This is a genomic window from Pseudomonas sp. WS 5146 (assembly GCF_012985495.1).
GTDB classification, from domain to species: domain Bacteria; phylum Pseudomonadota; class Gammaproteobacteria; order Pseudomonadales; family Pseudomonadaceae; genus Aquipseudomonas; species Aquipseudomonas edaphica.
Genome location: NZ_JAAQWL010000004.1, coordinates 63085 through 85462, shown reverse-complemented (window position 1 = coordinate 85462; position 22378 = coordinate 63085). Strand labels below are relative to the sequence as shown.

General features: G+C 59.7%; 13 protein-coding genes. 2 read left to right on the top strand and 11 right to left on the bottom strand.

Going from position 1 to position 22378, the window contains the following annotated elements; genetic code table 11:
- The first annotated feature begins 32 nt into the window (after positions 1 to 32).
- Positions 33 to 6047 carry an NEL-type E3 ubiquitin ligase domain-containing protein gene (locus HBO41_RS12655; RefSeq protein ID WP_169986501.1) on the top strand — a complete coding sequence of 2005 codons (6015 nt, stop codon included), beginning with the start codon at positions 33 to 35 and terminating at the stop codon, positions 6045 to 6047.
- Here HBO41_RS12655 and ureC read toward each other — a convergent pair.
- The 11 genes from ureC to urtA all read right to left on the bottom strand — a co-directional run bounded on the left by ureC (position 6044) and on the right by urtA (position 16186).
- A complete protein-coding gene (gene ureC, locus HBO41_RS12650) occupies positions 6044 to 7744 on the bottom strand; it encodes an urease subunit alpha (protein WP_169986499.1) in 1701 nt (566 codons plus the stop codon). The two genes, HBO41_RS12655 and ureC, sit on opposite strands and share 4 nt — an antisense overlap.
- A 113-nt stretch (positions 7745 to 7857) precedes the next feature.
- Positions 7858 to 8163, bottom strand: a complete 306-nt coding sequence (locus HBO41_RS12645; protein WP_012721964.1) for an urease subunit beta — start codon at positions 8161 to 8163, stop codon at positions 7858 to 7860.
- Positions 8160 to 8693: a GNAT family N-acetyltransferase gene (locus tag HBO41_RS12640; protein ID WP_099548118.1), complete on the bottom strand. Its 534-nt coding sequence runs from the start codon at positions 8691 to 8693 to the stop codon at positions 8160 to 8162. Before HBO41_RS12640 ends, HBO41_RS12645 begins: the two co-directional genes overlap by 4 nt.
- A gap of 5 nt (positions 8694 to 8698) precedes the next feature.
- Positions 8699 to 9211, bottom strand: a complete 513-nt coding sequence (locus HBO41_RS12635; RefSeq protein WP_169986497.1) for a GNAT family N-acetyltransferase — start codon at positions 9209 to 9211, stop codon at positions 8699 to 8701.
- Positions 9212 to 9220: 9 nt separating this feature from the next.
- Positions 9221 to 9523 (bottom strand): urease subunit gamma, encoded by a 303-nt coding sequence (ureA, locus tag HBO41_RS12630; protein ID WP_017136777.1) that lies wholly within the window; start codon positions 9521 to 9523, stop codon positions 9221 to 9223.
- Between the two features lie 159 nt (positions 9524 to 9682).
- Positions 9683 to 10522 carry an urease accessory protein UreD gene (locus HBO41_RS12625; protein WP_099548119.1) on the bottom strand — a complete coding sequence of 280 codons (840 nt, stop codon included), beginning with the start codon at positions 10520 to 10522 and terminating at the stop codon, positions 9683 to 9685.
- 31 nt (positions 10523 to 10553) lie between these two features.
- A complete protein-coding gene (gene urtE / locus HBO41_RS12620) occupies positions 10554 to 11252 on the bottom strand; it encodes an urea ABC transporter ATP-binding subunit UrtE (RefSeq protein WP_065930636.1) in 699 nt (232 codons plus the stop codon).
- 128 nt (positions 11253 to 11380) lie between these two features.
- Positions 11381 to 12214 (bottom strand): urea ABC transporter ATP-binding protein UrtD, encoded by an 834-nt coding sequence (gene urtD, locus HBO41_RS12615; RefSeq protein ID WP_169986495.1) that lies wholly within the window; start codon positions 12212 to 12214, stop codon positions 11381 to 11383.
- On the bottom strand, positions 12211 to 13278 hold the full coding sequence (gene urtC, locus HBO41_RS12610; RefSeq protein ID WP_138450633.1) for an urea ABC transporter permease subunit UrtC: 1068 nt from the start codon (positions 13276 to 13278) through the stop codon (positions 12211 to 12213). Before urtC ends, urtD begins: the two co-directional genes overlap by 4 nt.
- A complete protein-coding gene (urtB, locus tag HBO41_RS12605; protein WP_169986493.1) occupies positions 13278 to 14780 on the bottom strand; it encodes an urea ABC transporter permease subunit UrtB in 1503 nt (500 codons plus the stop codon). The genes urtC and urtB overlap by 1 nt, the downstream gene beginning before the upstream one ends.
- Before the next feature lie 140 nt (positions 14781 to 14920).
- Positions 14921 to 16186, bottom strand: coding sequence for an urea ABC transporter substrate-binding protein (gene urtA, locus HBO41_RS12600; RefSeq protein ID WP_017136771.1), 1266 nt, complete (start codon positions 16184 to 16186; stop codon positions 14921 to 14923).
- Between the two features lie 299 nt (positions 16187 to 16485).
- Between urtA and HBO41_RS12595 the strand changes: the two genes are divergently transcribed.
- A complete protein-coding gene (locus HBO41_RS12595) occupies positions 16486 to 22377 on the top strand; it encodes a DUF4329 domain-containing protein (RefSeq protein WP_169986491.1) in 5892 nt (1963 codons plus the stop codon).
- The last annotated feature ends 1 nt before the right edge of the window (position 22378 follow it).

Here is a 22378-nt window from a genome sequence, read left to right as displayed (position 1 = left end):
GACAATCTTTCTCACCACAAGGTTGTCATCCCATGCTCGAACTTCAGGTTATTGCCCCCTCTACGCTCCCGCCCGGTGAACAGGGACAACACTACGAATTAATCAAACAGGCGATCCCGTCCTGCCTGGTCAGCAGTTCACCTGAGCGGCTCCAGGCCCTCAAACAGACCCCCGCGAATATCCCCTCTTGGTACGACGCCACGTCTCAATCGCAGAAGGATCAGCTCAAGACGCTGTTGGAGAGCCGTTGCCACTCCCTGAATGAGCTGGAGAAATCCCTAAGCAAAGTCCAGGCGCTGGAAGCATTCGCCCAGCCGTTATTGGAAGCGGCATTAAAGGCTGCCGGTTATGCGCTGGACGTCAATCAAACCTGGTTGCGCCTGTATGTTCCGGTTGAAGACGCCTTTGGCAAAAAAACCGGCGGTTCCAGGGTCAAGACGTTCTCCTTGCTCAAGGCTGCCCTGGGCAACTTTGAGGCGCGGGAGGCCGAGGACGGTTTTTACGATAGCGTTTCGGGATTTATCACCGAGCCGGATACTCGCGAGCACTTTGAACGCCACACCACGACCCTGAAAATTCATGAGTTCGCCCAGTTATGCCGTGATCTCGATTTGGGGAGTCAATACCAGGCTCACCTCAGGGCGCAGTTGATACCTGATGATGTACGGTCCCGTGCCGAGTTTCGGGATCGCTTCATCCGCCATCAGAAAGATGCCTTCAAGGCGGCGGCGTATCTGGCCTTGCTCAAGGGTGATATCGGTGCCACCGATTACACGTTGCTGATGCGTGTGACGGCTGGCGAAAAGCACATCGTGATCGGCAACCAGCCGGTCGGTTACTGCTGCTTGAGCCTGATGAACCTGCACCTGCATGACTGCCTGATCATCGCCCCATGCGCCAAGCAGCGTTATTCGAGCTGGGTTATCGTCTATATTCCTGACCACCTCGAGCACCCCATCAAGCGTTATGAAACGTTTAATGAGTTTCGCAACGAATTGACTGATCACCTGACAGCGAGCGTCAGCCAGGGTGCCGACCGCTCCAAGGGGGTACAAACCACGCCATACCAGCAGCTTTTTGCCCAGTTTGTAGCCTATAAGGATCGCGCTTACTACTACCGCAGGCTGACCGAACTCGTGGTGGATGCGCCACCGCAACCGTTCGGTTCACAGGCGCTGCGTTCGGAATGGGGGCGTTTACTGACGGCCCCATTCTTTTCCTCCGGCTCGTCGCTGGGGGAGCCGCAACCGACCGTACGCGTTCCGATAAAAGCCCCCGAATTCAATATTCAGGCCATCGAAATCGCTGGCCTCTGGCGGGCTGCGGACTTGTGGGTGTATCGCCATGCCAGTCTGCGCACGCGACTGTTTAACGATGCCCAACACCAGGCCGTGAGCACTGAGGCTGCTGACAAGGCATCGAGTTCAAGGCGTGCAGCCCATTACCTGAGTATCGGCATGTTCGGCCTGAACCTGGTGGGGATGGCCGTGCCACCCTTGGGCCTGGTGATGGCCGGGGTGATGGCCGGTCAGCTGCTTTACGAGGTCTTTGAGGGTGCGGTCGAACTCAGTGAAGGCGACCGCGAGGCAGGTTGGGCGCATGTTACCGACGTGGTGGAAAACCTGGCGACGCTGGCGGCGCAGGCGGTGGCGTTGCGCTTCACAGTGTCACCCTTCATTGAACGGCTCAAAGCCGTCACGTTGCCCGGCGGCAAGATCCGCCTGTGGAAGCCTGATCTTGCGCCCTATAAGGTGCCTGTCGAGCTGGCCACAGGCGCCAAGCCAGACGCTTTGGGCCTTTACTCCCACGACGGCCAGTTGATTTTGCACCATGAGGGTGACCACTATCGAGTTGGGCAGGACCCCGTCACTGGGCAGTATCGCATCCAGCACCCCAGCCGCCCTGATGCGTATGAGCCGCAGTTGGAGCATAACCATGCTGGCGCCTGGAGCCATGAAATCGAGCAACCGCTGACCTGGGACAAACCGACCCTGATGAGGCGCCTGGGGCTGGAACAGCGTGGGCTTGACTCCGCGACGCTGGAACAAGCCCGTATGGCCAGCGGTGTCGAGGAAGACGTCTTGCGCCAGACCTTTGTTGAGCATGACCCGGTGCCTTTGTTGTTGGATGACACGATCCAGCACTTCAAGGCTCATCAGGCACTGACGACGTTTGTCGAGCAATTGAGAAGCAGCGACTCGGCCGTCTATGCCCAGGCGGACCTCACGCTGCTGCTGCAAATCATGCGTCGACGAGGGATGTTGCCTGATGCGCCGCTGCGGGTCATGGACAGCCACAACAGGATTTTGTGGGAGGAGACCTTCGCAACTGCCCCCAAACGCGTAGTGGTGGTCCGTGACAACCAGTTGGCGAGCGGTGAGTGGCTTAATGAGGTGCTGTTCAGCTTGCAAGGCGTGGACCCCACGCTCCGGGACATCCCCGGCAGTGCCGAAGAGTCGCTGGCGGTGCGGGCCGGCAAGCTGCGTGAACACATCGCCAATGTCGTCGATACCTTTAAGGGCTCGCTGGTCGAAGAGCGCTATCAAGCCTTGAATGCCACGAACGATCCTGATGTGCGCCTGCTCATGGCGACTTACCCCAGGCTGCCAGCGTCGATGGCTACTGAGTTGCTCAGAAGGCTGAGCGTTGAACAGTTGCACACCTTTCGAGATACCGGGTTTCTGCCCCAGGAACGTATTGAGCAGGCGAGGTGGCTTGAGCAGGAAACCCGGGTATCGCGTGCCTATGAAGGCCTGCACCTGGACACTCTGGCAAGCATCGACAGCCAGCGCCTCGCCTTGCGCACTTTGGAAACCTTGCCTGGATGGCAGCGTGGAACGCGGGTGGAGTTGCGTCACTACTCGGCCCAAGGCACGTTGCTGGATGCTATCGGTTCCCCGGATTCAACCACCACCAAGGCCCTGGTGCTCAAGGACAATGGTTTATTCGAGGCGCCCATGCCCAGGGACTTCTTTGGGGCAACCTGGGACCTGTTGTCCACCGCCGAACGCCAGAGCCTCGGGTTCACCGATGCACAGCAGTTGAAGACAGCGATCCAGCAGTCGCCTTTGCCTCGTGAGCCGCTGCGCACGGTGTTGCTGGAGCATCCGGTGCGCAAACCGACGATTGATTCGACGCTGAGATTACTCGGTGGTGGCGGCGGGTCCAGCCGACAGGCGGCCAGTGATGTCGATAGCGATGTCGATTTAGTACACGAGCAGGTCACCGATCTGTTCCCTTTGATGGACGAGGAGGCAGTCAATGCGTTTGTCCGCACTTTGGGCGACGACGTCGAGGGTGGGTTGAAACACTGGAAGGCTGAGTTCAAAACGTTTACGAGGGAGTTGGATGCCTGGGTTTACGCCAGTGGGCCGCCGCGTGCTGATGGTTGGGATGCCGATTTTCCCGGTGCGTCCGATATCGCGCGCGAGATCAAGAGTCACTGGCGGCTTATGAGTGAAGGCCCCCTGAAGCTGATGATGAGGGGCGATCTGGAACTACCACTGCTAAGCGTCGACTTCAGCCATGTTGAGGGGCTTGAGATCTACGGTAGCGGCTGGACCGGCAAGACTGATGCTTTCCTTACATCGTTCACCCACGTCAAGCATTTGGCCCTGATCGGTTGCCGGCTTACCGAGTTACCCAGTGCTATCGGTGAAATGCGCTACCTGACTTCGTTGAACCTGACCGGTAATAATCTTGAGTTGACTCCACCAACCAGCCGTATGCTGAGCAACCTCAGCGCCCTTGTCACGCTTGATCTGCGCAGCAACCCGCTGGGTGCTGCCCCCGATGTCAGCGGTATGCCAAATCTGGTGGAGTTGAACCTCAGTAACACGCAGATTGAGCAGTGGCCCTCGGGATTAACCGCACTGACTGGATTGAGACGTGTCGATTTGTCCGAAAACCGCCTGCAGGAGGTTCCACCACAGCATTTGACACCACCGCCTGAGCAGCTTGAAGCGATCGTTCGGACAAACAACGTCGTCATGCTTGAGCACAATAAGTTTCCTGCCGACTATTGGCAGCAGTTCGATCGCTACTGGGAGACCTTGACGCGCACGCGGCCCGAACTTTTGCAAGGCGCCCTTGATGGCGCCTTTGACAGTGGTAATCCAAGGCTCAGGGTCATGCAGGAACTCTATCCCGACAACAGCGTGCAAACTTCTCGGAAGATGATTTGGGCGCTGGGCGAGCGCGCCGATGCAGAGTTGGCCCAGCGTGAGCAGGAATTCAAAGCGTTCAAGCGTCAGTTAAAAGCCTGGAACCTCTCCAACGAGCGTCAGAGTAACGAGCGCGTCGGGCGAAATGAGCGCCTGCTGGAGTTCAACGATCGTGATCGCGCCAGGCAACGCATCATGAGCTGCTGGAGGGCGGGTAATCCCCTCGTTTTGAGCAACGACGCCACACTCATCGACGTCGAACTGGACCTCAGTGGGTTGCGCCTGTCGAGCCTGCCCGACCTTGGCGCGAATTTCATTCGCCCGACGTCACTGAAACTGAACCGCCTGAACCTGCGTACGTCACCAGAAGGTTTCCTGGCGCACTGCCAAGGTGTGCGCTGGCTGGACATGTCGGATAACCATTTGTTCGAGTTGCCGCCAGCCGTGGGGAATATGAACGAGTTGGCCCGTTTGTCGCTGCAAAACAACCGAATCCGATTGACTGCCGAGTCGGCTGCCTTACTGTCCTCGCGAGCGACACTCAGTGACTTGATGCTCAATGATAACCCCCTCGGCCTGACGCCGGATTTCAGCCAAATGACGGATTTGCGTACCTTGCAGATGAAAAATACAGGGATTGATACCTGGCCTGCGGGGTTGGTTGAACGAACGAACCTGCTATGGGTAGATCTGAGCCAAAACAGTATTACCACTATCCCGGACTCAGTCATTGCACCGTTGGATGAGCAATTGGCGCAGACGGAACGCGTGACTCGTGTGACGGATATCGGCGAGAACCCTTTGACCGAGCAAACCCGGCAACAAGTCCGCGAACACAGCCGGCGCCTTGAGGAGGCTGGGCTGATGTCTGAGGGTCTTCCGAACATGCTACGGTTGACGGCTGATATTGCCCCTAACCGTGTGGCTCCCACAGCTGGCGCGCAGGATCCATTTCTGCGTTGGGCCCAAGGCATGTCCACGCAAGAGGCGAGTAGCAAACGGCCCCTATGGGTGGCGTTGGAGCGCGCTCCGAGGGCTGCCCCGTTTTTCGACATCCTTGAGCGTCTGGAACCGGCGGGTGCCGGCCACGCCGACTTGCAGCGCCGCGTCTGGGAAGTGATCGAAAGCATCACCCAGGACACCGTCGAATCGGAAACCCTGCGCAAGGAACTCCTCGACCTGGCCGGTGAGCCAGGATGTTGCGACCTTGCGGCTTTCTCCTTCAGCAACCTGGAAGTGCGCACAATGGCCTACAAGGCTCGTTTGCAGGCCACGGATCAGACCCAGGGCGTGCAACTGGCAAGGTTATCCAGAGGTTTGTTCCGCCTGCACGAAGTGGACAAGATCGCGTCGGCGGATATCCAGCGCAGCGAGGCCATCGTCAATGACCCCCGCGTGTCGGTAGCCAATAAGGTGCCCCATACCCAGCGCCTGGCCGAAGAGGTTGAAATTCGACTGGCGTATCGTTACGGCCTCAAGGATCGGCTCCAGCTACCGGGGCAGCCGCAGCAGGTCAGGTATATCAACTTGGGCGGCGTGACCGCATCGATGCTCGATACTGCCTATGACACGATCAAAGCCCTGGATAACTCCGCGCAAGAGCTTCAGGCGCTGCTGTCCAGGGGCTTTTGGCAGGATTACCTGACCGGTAAATACGCCGTGCAATTTGACGCTCTGCGCCATCCCTTGCACGATCAGCTGGCGGACTTGCGGAGCAGGTTTGAATCCAACGCGATCACCGAGGCACTTTATAAGCATCGGTCCGGCGAACTTCAGTTGCAATTGCAGATTAAAGACGCCGCGCTGATCGAGACGCTGACCCGTCAGGAGTTGCTCGATCATCCGCTGGACATGGCTGAGGGTGTCGTCTCCCGTGCGACCTAAAACAAAAAGTAGCGCTGGGCCATGGGCAATACATCAGCCGGTTCGCACCACAACAACTGGCCGTCGGCCTTGACCTGATAAGTCTGCGGGTCAACCTCGATATCCGGCAGGTAATCGTTGTGGATCAGGTCGGTTTTCTGCACATCGCGGCAGCCCTTTACCACGGCAATCTGCTTTTTTAACCCCAGGGCCTCGGGCAACCCGGCGTCCTGGGCGGCCTGGCTGATGAAGGTCAGGCTGGTGGCGTGCAACGAGCTGCCGAAGCTGGCAAACATCGGGCGATAGTGCACCGGCTGCGGCGTGGGGATCGAGGCGTTGGCGTCACCCATCAGGCTTGAGGCAATCGCGCCGCCCTTGAGGATCAAGGTCGGCTTGATGCCGAAAAACGCCGGGCGCCACAGCACCAGGTCGGCCCACTTGCCCACTTCGATCGAGCCGACGATATGGCTGACGCCGTGGGTAATCGCCGGGTTGATGGTGTACTTGGCGATATAGCGCTTGGCGCGGAAGTTGTCATTGCCCGGGCCGTCGCCGGGCAAAGGGCCGCGCTGCTTTTTCATTTTGTCAGCGGTCTGCCAGGTGCGCGTGATCACTTCGCCGACACGGCCCATGGCCTGGCTGTCGGAGCTGATCATCGAAAACGCGCCCAAATCGTGCAGGATGTCTTCGGCGGCAATGGTCTCGCGGCGGATGCGGCTTTCGGCGAAGGCCACATCTTCGGCGATGCTCGGGTCCAGGTGATGGCAGACCATCAACATGTCCAGGTGCTCATCGATGGTGTTGCGCGTGAACGGCCGCGTCGGGTTGGTGGAACTGGGCAGCACGTTGGCGAAGCCGCAGGCCTTGATGATGTCCGGCGCGTGGCCGCCACCGGCACCTTCGGTGTGGTAGGTGTGGATGGTGCGACCCTTGAGCGCGGCCAGGGTGGTTTCGACGAAGCCGGATTCGTTAAGGGTGTCGCTGTGAATCGCGACCTGCACGTCGTACTCGTCCGCAACGCTCAGGCAGTTGTCGATGCTGGCGGGCGTGGTGCCCCAGTCTTCGTGCAGCTTCAAACCGATGGCCCCGGCCTTGACCTGCTCGATCAACGGTTCCGGCAAGCTGGCATTGCCTTTGCCGGTAAAACCGATGTTCATCGGGAACGAATCGCTGGCTTGCAGCATGCGCGCCAGGTGCCACGGGCCGGAGGTGCAGGTGGTGGCGTTGGTGCCGGTCGCAGGGCCGGTGCCGCCGCCGATCATGGTGGTGACGCCGCTGGTCAGCGCTTCTTCGATCTGCTGCGGGCAAATGAAGTGCACGTGGCTGTCGATGCCGCCGGCGGTGAGGATCATGCCTTCACCGGCAATCACCTCGGTGCTGGCGCCGATGGCCATGGTCACGCCGGGCTGGATATCCGGGTTGCCGGCCTTGCCGATCGCATGAATGCGGCCGTTTTTCAGGCCGACGTCGGCCTTCACGATGCCCCAGTGGTCGATGATCAGCGCATTGGTGATCAAGGTGTCGACCACTTCATGGGCGAGCAGTTGGCTCTGGCCCTGGCCGTCGCGGATAACTTTGCCGCCGCCGAATTTGACTTCTTCACCGTAGACGGTGAAGTCCTGTTCGACTTCGACGAACAGGTCGGTGTCGGCCAGGCGGACCTTGTCACCGACGGTGGGGCCGTACATGTCGGCGTAGGCTTGGCGGCTGATCTTCATGTGTGTATGCCCTGAAAAATAGGTGTTGAATGTGATATCGCTATCGCAGGCAAGCCAGCTCCCACAGGGGAACGCATTCCAACTGTGGGAGCTGGCTTGCCTGCGATGAGGCCCTAAAGGTCGCCCATGATCCGTCCGGCAAACCCGAACACCCGCCGCCCCCCGCTCAAATCCACCAACTCGATCTCGCGACTTTGCCCTGGCTCAAACCGCACTGCCGTGCCCGCCGGAATATTCAAACGCATGCCACGGCTGGCGGCGCGATCAAAGGTCAGCGCATCGTTGGTCTCGAAAAAATGGTAGTGCGAGCCCACCTGAATCGGCCGGTCGCCGCTGTTGGCCACGCTGAGGGTGACGGTGCGCCGGCCGACGTTGAGTTCGATGTCACCAGGCTGGATCTGATATTCACCAGGAATCATGCAGGTTGCCCCAGGGTCTTGAAATAGATGGCGGTCGGGGTGTAGCGCCCGTCCGGGCTTTGGCAGTAGTCGGGCAACTCACCTATCTTGGTGTAGCGCAGCGACTGGTAAAAGGCTTCGGCGCCGGAGCCGGCCTCGGTGTCCAGGTACAGCAGGCCGCGCTTGTGCTGGCGCGCGGCGAGTTCCAGGCTGTTCATCAACTGTTGGCCCAGGCCATGGCGGCGGGCGCTGCTGTGTACCAGCAACTTTTGCACTTCGGCGCGGTTCAGGCCGTTGGCTTTCAGGCACAACGCCAGTTGCACGCTGGCGATCACTTGCTCATCGCGTACCACCACCCACAGCAGCAGGCTGCCCTCTTCGATACTTGCCTGCACGCCGCTCAAATAGGTGCGGGCCTGGGCGTCATCGAAGTCAGCCATAAAGCCGATTGAAGCGCCGTGCTTTACCGCGTCCAGCAACAGCTCAATCAAACCCAGGCGGTAATGGGCAAAACTTTCAGCATTGACTCGACGCAGTTGCGTAGCGCTCATCGATCTCACTCCTTGGGCGGTTCGGCGCCCGGATTCAATGTCAGTTGCATAAAGGTCAGGTCCAGCCAGCGGCCGAACTTGATGCCCACTTGCGGCATTTGCCCGGTGGTGATGAAACCCTGGCGCTCATGCAGGCGAATAGACGCCTGGTTGCCGCTTTCGATAGCCGCGACCATCACGTGCTTGCCGCAGGTTGCGGCGCGCTCGATCAGCGCTTGCATCAGCCGCGGGCCGAGGCCTTTGCCGCGTTGGTCATTGCGCACGTACACCGAGTGCTCAACGCTGTAGCGAAAACCTTCGAACGGGCGCCAATCGCCGAACGAGGCGTAGCCGGTGACTTCATCGTTTTCCACCGCCACCAGAATCGGATAGCCCTGGGTTTGACGCGCAGCGAACCAGGCCTGACGGTTGGCCAGGTCCACCGGTTGCTCGTTCCAGATGGCCGTGGTGTTGAGCACCGCATCGTTGTAGATGTCGCGGATCGCCGGCAGGTCTTGCTCGGTAGCATCACGAATCATGGCTGGGCCTCACGCGATTGGCTGGTGGACGGTCACCAGCTTGGTGCCATCGGGGAAGGTGGCTTCCACCTGGATATCCGGGATCATTTCCGGGATGCCTTCCATCACTTGCTCGCGGCTGAGCAGGGTGGTGCCGTAGTGCATCAACTCGGCCACGGTGCGGCCATCGCGGGCACCTTCCATCAGCGCGGCCGAGATATAGGCGATGGTTTCCGGGTAGTTGAGCTTCACACCCCGCGCCAAGCGGCGCTCGGCCACCAGGCCAGCAGTGAAGATCAGCAGTTTGTCTTTTTCCCGTGGGGTCAAATCCATGGTTCAAGGTCCTTCAAACAGCATTCATAAAAACACCGCAGATCCCCTGTGGAAACAGGCTTGTGTGGGAGCTGGCTTGCCTGCGATAGCGGTGTATCAGGCACACCGCCATCGCAGGCAAGCCAGCTCCCACATAAACTCAGTTCCACAGGTTGATCTTCATGTGCTCCAGATTCTGGGTGGAACCGCTTCTCGCCCAAGCACACTCGGACGTAACAATTTCCATAAATCAATCAGCCAACCCCGCGCCAGCAGCGCCTCACTGGCCAGGCAGCGGGCGACCAGCAAGCCGGGCAGTTGGGTCAGGTCGCCGCGAATCGCATGGGGCAGGGCGCGGCAGGTTTCCAATAATTGAGGGTCTATATCGCCGGTCAGCAATAGCGTGGCAAACACCGGTTGCCCGTCCAGCCCGATGGGCGAGTCGAGCAAACCGTCGGCGCCTACAATGCGCTGGCGCTCATGCCAGAGCAACTGGCCGTCGCGGCGAATATCCAGGTGCGATTGAAAGTGGCCCAGGTCAAAACGTTCACCACTGGCCGGGCGGCCAAGGGCGATCACGTCCCAGTAGAACAGCCGGGCATCGCCTTGCAGGTCGATGCGCGTGCTGAGTTCGGCCTGGGCAGCGCTGAACACGATGGTTTCCTGGGGCAGCCATTCCAGGGTCGCACCAGCTTCCACGGTGAGGTCGAGTGTTTGATAGGCCGGGCCGCTGGCGCGATACCACTTGGCCGCACCGGGGCTGGTCAGTTGCGCCCATGCGCCTGCACCCACGTGTGCGCTGATGTCCAGGCGGTCCCCGCCGGCAATCCCGCCGGGCGGGTGGACGATGATGTGCTGGCACACCTCGGGGCCTTCGGCGTACAAGTGCTTTTGCACCCGCAGCGGGCCGAGGTGGCGGCGCATTACCGGGCGCGTGGTGTCGCCGAAGCGCGCGTAGCCGAGTTCCAGCTCGGCATGCCAGCTGGGGGTGAACAGGGCAGGGGTAACGGGCAGGTTCATGTTTTTTTACTTATCGTCAGGACACAACAGATTAAATCGTAACCAGCCCGCGCACACCCTCGCTTTCCATATTTTCACCTCGGCCCTGCTGCACGATTTCACCACGAGACATCACCAGGTACTGGTCGGCCAGTTCGGCGGCGAAGTCGTAGAACTGCTCCACCAAAAGGATCGCCATATCGCCGCGCGCCGCGAGCTTTTTGATCACTGCACCGATCTCCTTGATGACTGACGGCTGGATGCCCTCGGTAGGCTCGTCGAGAATCAACAGGCGCGGGCGGCTGGCCAGTGCGCGGCCAATTGCCAACTGCTGCTGTTGACCGCCGGACAGGTCGCCACCGCGCCGATGTTTCATCTGCAGCAATACGGGGAACAGTTCATAGATAAACGCCGGGACTTCCTTGGCTTCGGAGCCTGGGAAGCGCGACAGCCCCATCAACAGGTTTTCTTCCACCGTCAGCCGTCCGAAAATCTCCCGGCCCTGGGGCACGTAGGCGATGCCCGCGTGTACGCGCTGGTGCGGTTTGAACCCGGTGATGGCCTTGCCTTCCCAATTCACCGCGCCGTCTTTGGCCGGCAGCAAACCCATCAGGCATTTGAGCAAGGTGGTCTTGCCCACGCCGTTACGGCCGAGCAGGCAGGTGACTTCGCCGATCTTCACGTCAAATGAGAGCCCGCGCAGGATGTGGCTACCACCGTAGTACTGGTGCAGCTTGTCGACTTGCAGCATGTTCAAAACCTCCTCAATTCCCCACTGAGGGAACTGGATCAAATGTGGGAGCTGGCTTGCCTGCGATGGCGGTGTATCAGGCTCACCGCTATCGCAGGCAAGCCAGCTCCCACATAAAGCGGTGCGCGTCAGCGACCGAGGTAAACCTCGATAACGCGCTCGTTTTCCTGCACCTGTGCAAGCGACCCTTCGGCCAGCACGCTGCCCTGGTGCAACACGGTCACGTGGTCGGCAATCGAACCGACAAACCCCATGTCGTGTTCCACCACCATCAGCGAATGCTTGCCCGCCAGGCGCTTGAACAGCTCGGCGGTGAACTCGGTTTCGGCGTCGGTCATGCCCGCCACCGGTTCATCCAGCAGCAACAGTTGCGGGTCTTGCATCAGCAGCATGCCGATTTCCAGGAACTGCTTCTGCCCGTGGGACAGCAACCCCGCCGGGCGCAGTGCCGAGGCGGTCAGGCGGATGGTATCGAGCACTTCCTCGATGCGGTCTTTCTGTTCGCCGCTCAGGCGTGCGCGCAGGCTGGCCCATACCGACTTGTCAGTCTTTTGCGCCAGCTCCAGGTTTTCGAACACGCTCAGGGCTTCGAACACCGTAGGCTTCTGGAACTTGCGGCCAATGCCGGCCTGGGCGATCTGCACTTCGCTCATGCTGGTCAAGTCGAGAGTTTCGCCAAACCAGGCCTTGCCGTGGCTGGGGCGGGTCTTGCCGGTGATCACGTCCATCAGTGTGGTCTTGCCCGCGCCGTTGGGGCCGATGATGCAGCGCAGCTCGCCGACGCCGATATACAGGTTCAAGTCATTGAGCGCCTTGAAGCCATCGAAGCTGACGCTGATGTCTTCCAGGGTCAGGATGGTGCCGTGGCGTGTGTTCAGCCCCTTGCCGGCAGCCTGGCCGATACCGATGGCATCGCGGCCGCTGCCTGCATCGAAAATAGGTTCAAGCATGACGTTCCTCATTTCTTCAGCAGGCCGATGATGCCCTTGGGCAGGTACAGGGTGACGATGATGAACAGCGCCCCAAGGAAGAACAGCCAGTATTCCGGGAAGGCCACGGTGAACCAGCTCTTCATGCCATTGACCACACCGGCGCCCAGCAACGGCCCGATCAAGGTGCCGCGCCCGCCCAGGGCTACCCATACGGCGGCTTCGATAGAGTTGGTCGGCGACATTTCGCTGGGGTTGATAATGCCCACTTGCGGTACATACAACGCGCCTGCCAAACCACACAGCACCGCACTCAACACCCACACAAACAGCTTGAAGCCACGTGGGTCGTAGCCGCAGAACATCAGGCGGTTCTCGGCGTCACGCAATGCCGTCAGCACGCGGCCGAACTTGCTCTGCGCCAGGCGCCAGCCGGTGTACAAGCTGGCGACCAGCAACAGTACGGTGGCCACAAACAGCACCGCCCGCGTGCCCGGCTCGGTGATGCCAAAGCCCAGAATGCTGCGAAAGTTAGTGAAGCCGTTATTGCCGCCAAACCCGGTTTCGTTGCGGAAAAACAGCAGCATCCCGGCAAAGGTCAACGCCTGGGTCATGATCGAGAAATACACGCCCTTGATCCGCGAACGAAAGGCGAAGAACCCGAACACCAACGCCAATAAACCGGGTGCCAATACCACCAGGCACATGGCCCAGAGGAAGTGCTCGGTGCCGACCCAATACCACGGCAATTCGGTCCACGACAAAAAGGTCATGAACGCCGGCAACTCATCGCCGGACGCCTGGCGCATCAGGTACATGCCCATCGCATAACCGCCGAGGGCAAAGAACAAACCGTGGCCGAGGGACAACATCCCCGCATAGCCCCACACCAGATCCAGCGCGAGGGCGACGATGGCGTAGCAGAGGATCTTGCCCACCAGCGTCAGGGTGTAGGCCGAGACGTAAAACGGATTTGCCGGCGACAGCAGCGAGCACAAAGGCAGCGCCAGCAGCAGGACCAAAATCACCGTACCCACCGCTATCGTGATCTTGGGGCCGGCCTTTTGCGCGGCGGTAAGCATCAATGGCTGGTTCATCAGTCGATCACCCGTCCTTTCAGTGCAAAGAGTCCTTGCGGGCGTTTCTGGATAAACAGAATGATCAGCGCGAGGATCAGGATCTTGCCGAGCACGGCGCCGATCTGCGGTTCAAGAATCTTGTTGGCGATGCCCAGCCCGAAGGCGGCCATCACGCTACCGGCCAACTGGCCGACGCCGCCGAGCACCACCACCAGGAACGAGTCGATGATGTAGCTCTGGCCCAGTTCCGGGCCGACGTTGCCGATCTGGCTCAGCGCCACACCACCCAGGCCCGCGATACCGGAGCCAAGGCCAAAGGCGAGCATGTCCACACGCCCGGTGGGCACGCCGCAGCAGGCGGCCATGTTGCGGTTCTGGGTGACGGCGCGCACGTTGAGGCCCAGGCGCGTCTTGTTCAGCAGCAGCCAGGTCAGCACTACCACGCACAGGGCAAAGGCGATGATCACGATGCGGTTGTACGGCAGCACCAGGTTGGGCAGCACTTGAATGCCGCCGGACAGCCATTCGGGGTTGGCGACTTCGACGTTCTGCGCACCGAACACCAGGCGCACCAGCTGGATCAGCATCAGGCTGATGCCCCAGGTGGCCAGCAGGGTTTCCAGCGGCCGCCCGTAGAGGTGGCGAATCACCGTGCGCTCCAGCGCCATGCCAATCGCGGCAGTCACAAAGAAAGCCACCGGCAGCGCAATCAGCGGGTAGAACTCGATGGCCGACGGTACGTAGCGCTGCATCATCAACTGCACCACATACGTGGAGTAAGCGCCGAGCATCAGCATCTCGCCGTGGGCCATGTTGATCACGCCAAGCAGGCCGAAGGTGATCGCCAGGCCCAGGGCCGCGAGCAGCAGGATCGAACCCAAAGACATGCCACTGAAAGCCTGGCCGAGGATCTCGCCGAACATCAATTTGCGTTTGACCTGAGCCAGGCTGGTCTCGGCGGCGGTGTGCACGGCGGCATCGGTTTCGACACCGGGCGCCAGCAGCGCCTCAAGGCGTGTGCGCGCCAGCGGGTCACCGGTACTGCCTAGCAGGCGCACGGCGGCGAGGCGAATGACCGGGTCGGGGTCGACCAGTTGCAGGTTGGCCAGGGCCAGGCTCAACGCGGTGTGCACGGCCTCGTTGGTCTCGGCGGCGACTTGCTGGTCGAGGAATTTGAGCTGTGCAGGTTGTGCGCTTTTTTGCAGGGTTTGCGCAGCAGCGAGGCGCACCTTGGGGTCGGCGGCGAGCAGTTGCTGGCTGGCTTGCACGTTGTCGATCAAGCCGCGCAGGCGGTTGTTCAGGCGCACGGTTTTGGTTTCGCCGTTGACGTTAAGTTGGCCTTGTTGCAGCGCGTCCACCAGCTCGATGCGCGCCGGGTCGGGCTGGGCGGCCCAGTCCTGGAGCAGCTTGGCTTGTTGCATCGGGTTGGCGTTGATGAAGTCTTCGGCGTCGCTGGCGTGTGCGGCAAAGGGAAGCAACAGCAGGGCGGCGAGGATGAGGCGGTAAAGGGCAGTGGGCATAGTCTTGGGCCTTGCTCGAACAAATGTGGGAGCTGGCTTGCCTGCGATGGCGGTGTATCAGATACACCGAGTTGTCTGCATCTCAGGCAAGCCAGCTCCCACAGGGTGTGTGTCAGCCTTAAGGGCCGACACCCCTCGGATCAGTTGCTCTTCACGGCATAGTCCGGCTTTTTGTCATTACCCGGAATGTACGGGCTCCACGGTTGGGCGCGGATCGGCTTCTCGGTCTGCCATACCACCGAGAACTGCCCGTCGGCCTGGATTTCACCGATCATCACCGGCTTGTGCAGGTGGTGGTTGGTCTTGTCCATGGTCAGGGTGAAGCCCGACGGCGCGGCGAAGGTCTGGCCGGCCATGGCTTCACGGACTTTGTCGACATCGGTGGATTTGGCTTTCTCAACCGCCTGTGCCCACATATGGATGCCTACGTAGGTGGCTTCCATCGGGTCGTTGGTCACGGCTTTGTCCGCGCCTGGCAGGTTGTGGGCTTTGGCGTAGGCCTTCCAGTCCGCAACGAATTTCTTGTTCACCGGGTTCTCCACCGACTGGAAGTAGTTCCAGGCCGCGAGGTTGCCCACCAGTGGCTTGGTGTCGATGCCGCGCAGCTCTTCTTCACCCACCGAGAACGCCACCACCGGTACATCGGTAGCTTTCAAGCCCTGGTTGGCCAGCTCCTTGTAGAACGGCACGTTGGAGTCGCCATTCACGGTGGAGATCACTGCGGTCTTGCCGCCGGCCGAGAACTTCTTGATGTTGGCGACGATGGTCTGGTAATCGCTATGGCCGAACGGGGTGTAGACCTCTTCAATATCTTTATCCGCTACGCCTTTGGAATGCAGGAACGAACGCAGGATCTTGTTGGTGGTGCGTGGGTACACATAATCGGTGCCGAGCAGGAAGAAGCGCTTGGCGCCGCCACCTTCTTCGCTCATCAGGTATTCCACGGCCGGGATCGCCTGCTGGTTAGGCGCCGCACCGGTATAGAACACGTTCGGCGACATCTCTTCACCTTCGTATTGCACCGGGTAGAACAGCAGGCCGTTGAGTTCTTCGAACACCGGCAATACCGATTTACGTGACACCGAGGTCCAGCAGCCAAACACCACGGCAACCTTGTCCTGGGTCAGCAACTGCCGGCCTTTTTCGGCAAACAGCGGCCAGTTCGACGCCGGGTCCACCACCACCGGTTCCAGCATCTTGCCGTTCACACCGCCCTTGGCGTTGATCTCGTCGATGGTCATCAAGGCCATGTCTTTAAGCGAAGTTTCGGAGATTGCCATGGTGCCGGACAGCGAGTGCAGGATGCCGACCTTGATGGTCTCTGCGGCCTGGACGGTCCAGGTCAAACCCATGGCGGCAATGGATGCCGACAAAGTGAAAGCCTTGATCAAGCTACGACGCTTCATGGTGCGATCTCCGTAAACCGATAGTGTTGTGGGGCAGATACACAGGGCTTTGCAAAGGCTGTGCCTGCGCCGTGCAGTACCGGTTTCAGGGCGCTATGGCGCCAGTCGCTGTCGCATGGCGCACCAGTGTGGCGCCGCTAAAGCGGCCCCGTGCAGGGCAAGCCTCAAAACGGGGCATCGCGTGAGGGCGGACTTGTTGGGGTGCCTATTTGGCACCCCAGGTCGCCTGCCATTGCCGAAGATGGGCTTTATGGCCGCCAATCCTGGCGCCATGAAGCCTGTCATAGGAAGGTGATGCGATGGCACGAGTCAAACGTGGCTGGTTTGGGGCAGACCCCAAGCCAGAGGTGGAGTTGCCCCCGGTTGGGCCGGGGTTTGTCAGCATGGATGATGCGGCCCGGTATGCCCATCACCAGATGGGTGGCACGCAGGACACGGAGTATGGCGGGGTCATTATGCAAAGCCTGGCCGACGATCTGTTTTACGCGACCGACCCCATTGAGGGCGGCGAGAATTTTTTTGATGTGGGCACGGTTCTCAACGAGGACAGTAATAAGCGGCTCCTGCATCCCGAAGGCTATCGGTGCGTGGCGGAGTATCACTCGCACCCGGACTTTTTCACCCAGTACAAAAGCAACAACCCTGAGCTTTCAGATCGTCAGATCAAGGCGCTGAACAGCTTTTATTCCGAGCCTGACTTGATCGGCAATATTCTGGATCCGGTATTTTTCAGCGCCTTCTATGTGTCCGGCCCTGATGGTTCGTTGTTCAAGCACGTCCCCACCCGTTCGGAGGCCGAGCGGCGTTTTGCCGTGTGGCTGCGGGACAAGGAACCGTTCGGCAGGCCCGAAGGCTATGACGGTGTGGTGGAGAATCTATTCAAGAAAGTCGCCAGCGTCAGCCAGCTGTCGATTGTCGTGTCCAACGCCGTGTGGGGCGGCTCTACGGGAGAGGTGCCCCACACATGGACGCCCTACCGGGCCTTCAAAACCAAAACCCAGGAGCTGCCGCCCTGTGGCCCCGTGCAGGCGAGCCTCACCGATGCGCTCAGCCACGCTCGGGCGCGTTTGGCCGCTATGCCAGGGGCGGCCCAGTATGTGTTCCTGCTCAAGCATGATACCCAGGACTTGTATGGGGTGACCGAGCCTTCTGGCACGGTCGACCGCCAGCCCTCGGTGCAAGAGGTTTTTCCCAAGGACATGGACGGCAAACATCGCCTGCCTGCGCATTTTCACTTGATCGGTATTTGCCTGGGCAAGACGGGCTATGCGGCATTGGCCCAGACCCGGCAACCATGGCTGTACCGCAATTTCTTTTCACCCCCGGAACTGGTCCGGCACCTTTACCAGGGGCGATTGGTGCCTGAACTGCTCAAGCAGTCCGGGCTGTCGATATTTCTTAACACCGAAGATGGCGCGGTGTTGCGCTACACCTGTTCATTCTCGGCTATCGAAGCGCAGCTTTATCGTGTTGAGCCTGACGGCGCGATTGTGGATAACCAAATCGATTCGACCTTGATCGCCGGCAGCCTCAAACCGAGTGAGTTCGTGCAGCGCCTGGCGGCGGCGGGACAATTGACGGTGCTCAAGGCCAGCGCTCCCGGCAAGGGCAGCCAACTCTGGGACAAAACCGGCACGGTCGAGGCGAACTGGCGACCCTTTTCTGGCATTCCCTTACCGGTGTTCAGTCCGGCCTTTATCACCGCCGATGATGCGGCGCGTTGGGCGCATGCGGTGATCGGCCAGCGTCGTGACATTGAGTATGGTGGTGTGGTCTTCAAGCGCGGCAATCGCTTCTACGCCACAGATCCCATCGCAGGAGAGCGCGTTCAATTTGATCACGGGCGCATGTTGGCCCGTGACAGTGAGGGCAAGTTCATCGCCCCTGATGATTACCAGGCCGAGGCCTTTTACCACTCTCATCCCGCCGATGCTGAGGGCATCAAGCGCGCACTTCCACACTTCACGGCGGACCAGGTGCAGGTGTTCAACAACTTCTATTCCGGTGCCGATCAACTCTTCAGCTTTGAAAAAAGAACGTTCGCCAAAGTCCACTATTTGTCCGGGCCAGATGATGTGCTGCTCAAGTATGTCAGCAGTGGCTCGATCGCTGAAAAAACGCTGGACCTGCAACTGCGCGGCGGGCCGGGTGAAACCAGCAGTGATTTCGAGCATCCCATCCGGTTGCTGGCTGCGGCGGGTGAGTTGTGGACAGTGATTGCCAACCCGGTATGGGGAGGCGTTCGCGGGCGTATAAGCAACACATGGCGGATCAGAACGCCGGCGACCCTTGCACCGCAACAACCGTTTTTTACTCAGGTGTTTTCACGGCCTGAGCTTGCGGTGTTGCGTGCACTTTCGCTGGCGGGGAGCGAGGGCGGCCGGTGTGGCTTTGTACTCAAGCACTCCCGTGATGACGCGTATGTTGCGACGTTGGCACTGCCCAAGGGTGATCCACTGTTTTCGCCAAACCTGGTGTTTCCAAAACGCCCAGACGGCAAGCTGCGCTTGCCTTCGCAATTTCGGCTGGAAGCCATTTACTTCAGCAGTTGGTACGAGACCGGCGAAATTGCCGCCCGGGAAACCTGGCTGGCCAGTACGTTTTTCACCCCGGCGCAGGTGGTGGCCGCCACCCGTCAAGCGCGCGCAAGCCAGGACATCCAGAACCCGGCCCGTGGGTTGTCGCTGTACATGCTGGCCTCGGATTCATCGCTGTTGAGCTTCAGGGTGCCCGCAGCCACGAACACCACCGATCTGGTGCGGGAAACCGACACGGGCGAGCTAAACGATAACGGTGCTCAGGCGGCCATGCTCACCGGTACGTTGAGCCCTCGGGCTTACGTGCGCAGGGTTATTGCGGCGACGGACCTTTCGGTGGTGCAGGCCGGAGGATTGTGGCGCAAGGTCGGGAGGGTAGATAACCGCTCGAACCTGATAGAGTCGTTTTACAAGGCAACCCTTAGCCGTTCGTTTCTCTCGGCGCGCGATGCCGCGGTGTATGCCCATGAGCAAATCAACAACTGGCGTGGCGGCTACTACGGCGGTTATATACTCAAGGGCGAAGACGGCCGTTTTGTTATCACTGAGCCAGTGTCCAGTGCGGCCAACCCATTTGCCTTCACTCTGTTTTTTCCACGCGACGGTAACGGGCCGTTGATCCCGCCGGAGCCTTATGTGTTGCATGCTCGCTACGGTTCCCATACCGCTCTGTCGATGGTGAGCCCGTCCTGGGTTGCGCGGCGCGGCTGGACGCATGAGGAGGCGCAGATCAACCTGCAAGTGTTCTCCGATGATGAAATGTACTCGATCATTCCGGCCGGTCGCGTGGCGTACCTGTCGGGAGCCAGTGATTGCCTGTTGGAGTACACCCCAAATCATTCGGCGCAGGAACAGTTGCTGCTGGCCAATATCGGCCCGCAGGCTGGCGACAACAGCCTCGGCAAGCGCCTCGACAGCGGGCAGATCCGGCCGGCCGACTGGGTCCGGCGGCTGGCCGAGGCGGGGGACTTCAAGATCATCCTGGGCAACCCGTTATGGGGCCAGCGTTCGGTGGTCTACAACGACTGGACGCCTAACTATTCCTACGCACCAAGATCGGGCCCACCTGACTACACCACCTACGGTGCCGTATTTGCCAGTGCCGATGAGGCGGCCCGTAACCTGCACGGACGCGTGCATGCGCGCAACTTCGCGCAGGCGGCCTGTTTTGCTTTCATCCTCAAGCATAGGGACAAGGAGCAGTACATCGCCAGTGAGGTAGTGGGCGTTGTCAGTGAGAGCGAACTGTTCAATCTCAACAGCCTGTTTGAACTTAAGCCCGAGGGGGGTTACCAGCTACCCGATGGTTTTATATTGCACGGGCTGTTTCGCTCGCAGCAATGGTCACGTGTCGGGCAAAATACGTCGAACGCCTGGTTGACGCTGTTTTTTGTCACGCCAACAGTATTGTTCTCTGCTCTTTATGCCGCTATTCGGAGTGGCCCGAGCAACCTGTCGGTGTACTTTTCCACCCTTGATGGCGCGCTGTTGCGGTATGAGCCCCCGCGGCTTGACGTCAAAAGTGGCGGCCCGGCAGATACATTGCTGACGCAGGCGCAGCAAGCATTGGACTCCGGCGAGAAGACACCCCAGAGCTTCCTTGGTGAGTGGGCGCTGAAGGGAATGCTGCATGTGGTACGTACCAGCCAGTTCTGGGATAAAAAAGGTCAGGTCGCCCCTAGCTGGAGCAGTTACGCAACCCTGACACCGCGGCGTTTAAGCCCCTGCTTCGCGAGTGCCGACGATGCAGCCCGCTATGCAGCTGCCAGGGTGAACAACGGATACTATCGGCGTTTTGCCGGGGTGATACTCAGGCTGGGAAATGGTCTGTTTGTCTCGACTGAACCACTGGCGCTTCCACCTCAAGGGTTGGCATTACACTGGATATACCCGGATCGGGCTGCTGATTTAGCGCTTTACCCTCAGAACAGTACGATTGTTGCGCGCTATCGGTCTTTGATAGATCAAGAGGGGCCGTTGTTGTTGTCCGTCGCCCAAAAAGCCATCTATAAAACCATGATACCGACTGCGGTATTGTCAAACCTGTTGCGTCGTGAGGCCCACCTTAACCGTGAATATGTGTTTGGCCCCAGTGGCTCGATCCTCAGTTACCACCTGTCGGGCTCTGCCGAGGAGGAGCGACTCAAGGATCGTCTCGCGCCACTTAACAAGGTCAAGGGTGATTACGGTGACAACAGTATTGAGCAGCAACTTCGCAGTGGCACGCTCTCGCCGCAGGACTTCATCACCGAGGTGGTGAAAGCCGGCAATCTGAGCGTGATAGAAGGTGATGGGGTATGGGGCCCGCCCAGAAAGTTGGCGGGGGATTTTGTGGCGAATATACCGCCAACCCATCCTGGGGATATTCGCGCTGTGTTCATGGACGCGCCCTGCAGCCCGATTTTCACCCGGGCGGTCGATGCCGTTCGTTACGCTCAACGCCTATGGAAGCCTCAAACCGAAGTGGCCTTCGGTTACGTACTCAAGTCGGCTAATAAACCGTTCTATAAGGCAACCCTGGCGCTTGTCAGAGACGACTTTGCTGATTTTAAACAGGTCTTTATCGACGGCCAATTGCCACAGGGCTATGTGTTTGATGGTTTGTATCTCTGTGCTTCGACCGTGGCCATCGCCGGTAGCAATGATGAAATGGCGCGCAGTTTTTTCCCGCCCCAGTACATCGCCAAGGCACTCAACGTTGTCACCTATGCACGTAACGGCAGTGCTCCGACGCTGTATCTGTTGTGCAGCGACGGTGCGCTGCTCACGTATGAGTTTCCCAAAACGGCGCCGTTGTACCCATGGACGAGCAAGGCACATATCGAACGCACACAATTGCTCGATGCCTCCCTTACGGTACGTGATTATGTGCGCCGCCTTGCGGGCGCGGGGAAGTTGTACATTCGGGTGACCAGTGAGGTCTGGGGTAAGAAAGAGAGGGTCACTGAGCATTGGGAGCCGAATAAAGCGCCTCATGCTTTCGCCGACGATCCGCATTTTCATTCGTTTTGCGGCCCGCTGTTTACTTACACCGATGATGCGGCCCGCTATGCACAAGGCTTGGTTGCACCGTTCAAGGGCAAGCAGTACCTGGGCGCTGTGCTGGTGCCGGGGCAAACGCCGGGGTACGTCGCGCTCGACCCAGTGGAAGATCAGGGTACGGGAAGTACCAGTACCCTGGAATTGTTGTTCTGGGCTGATCATGCCGGGTTTGATGTACCGCCTGAAAATACACTGAGTACCTACAAAATCGCCGCTGTGCAGGCGTTCTATAAAGCCATTGCGTCGACATCCAGCTTTGAAACGATAGATAAAGAACTCTTGGGTAACTTCGTTGCCAAGGACGATCTTCACGACTACGTGTCGGTCGCCAGGGCGAATGCCCCTGACGCCGAGAGTTGTTATCTGTCCTGCCGCAATGGTGCGCTGCTCAAGTACGTACCGGCGTTTACGGCATCTGAAGACCGATTGCTTGCCCCGGGTATGGCACCAGTGCCCCGTGTGTTCGTTGCGCGATTGCGAACCTTGGGCAAATTGTCAGTGCTGGTCACCGATGCCTTCTGGAGAGTTGCTGGGCCATTGGGGGAGGAGTGGAGCGAGGCAGAGCCGGAACCCGAAGAGTTCTGGTATGAACGGAATCGGGACGAACTCTGAG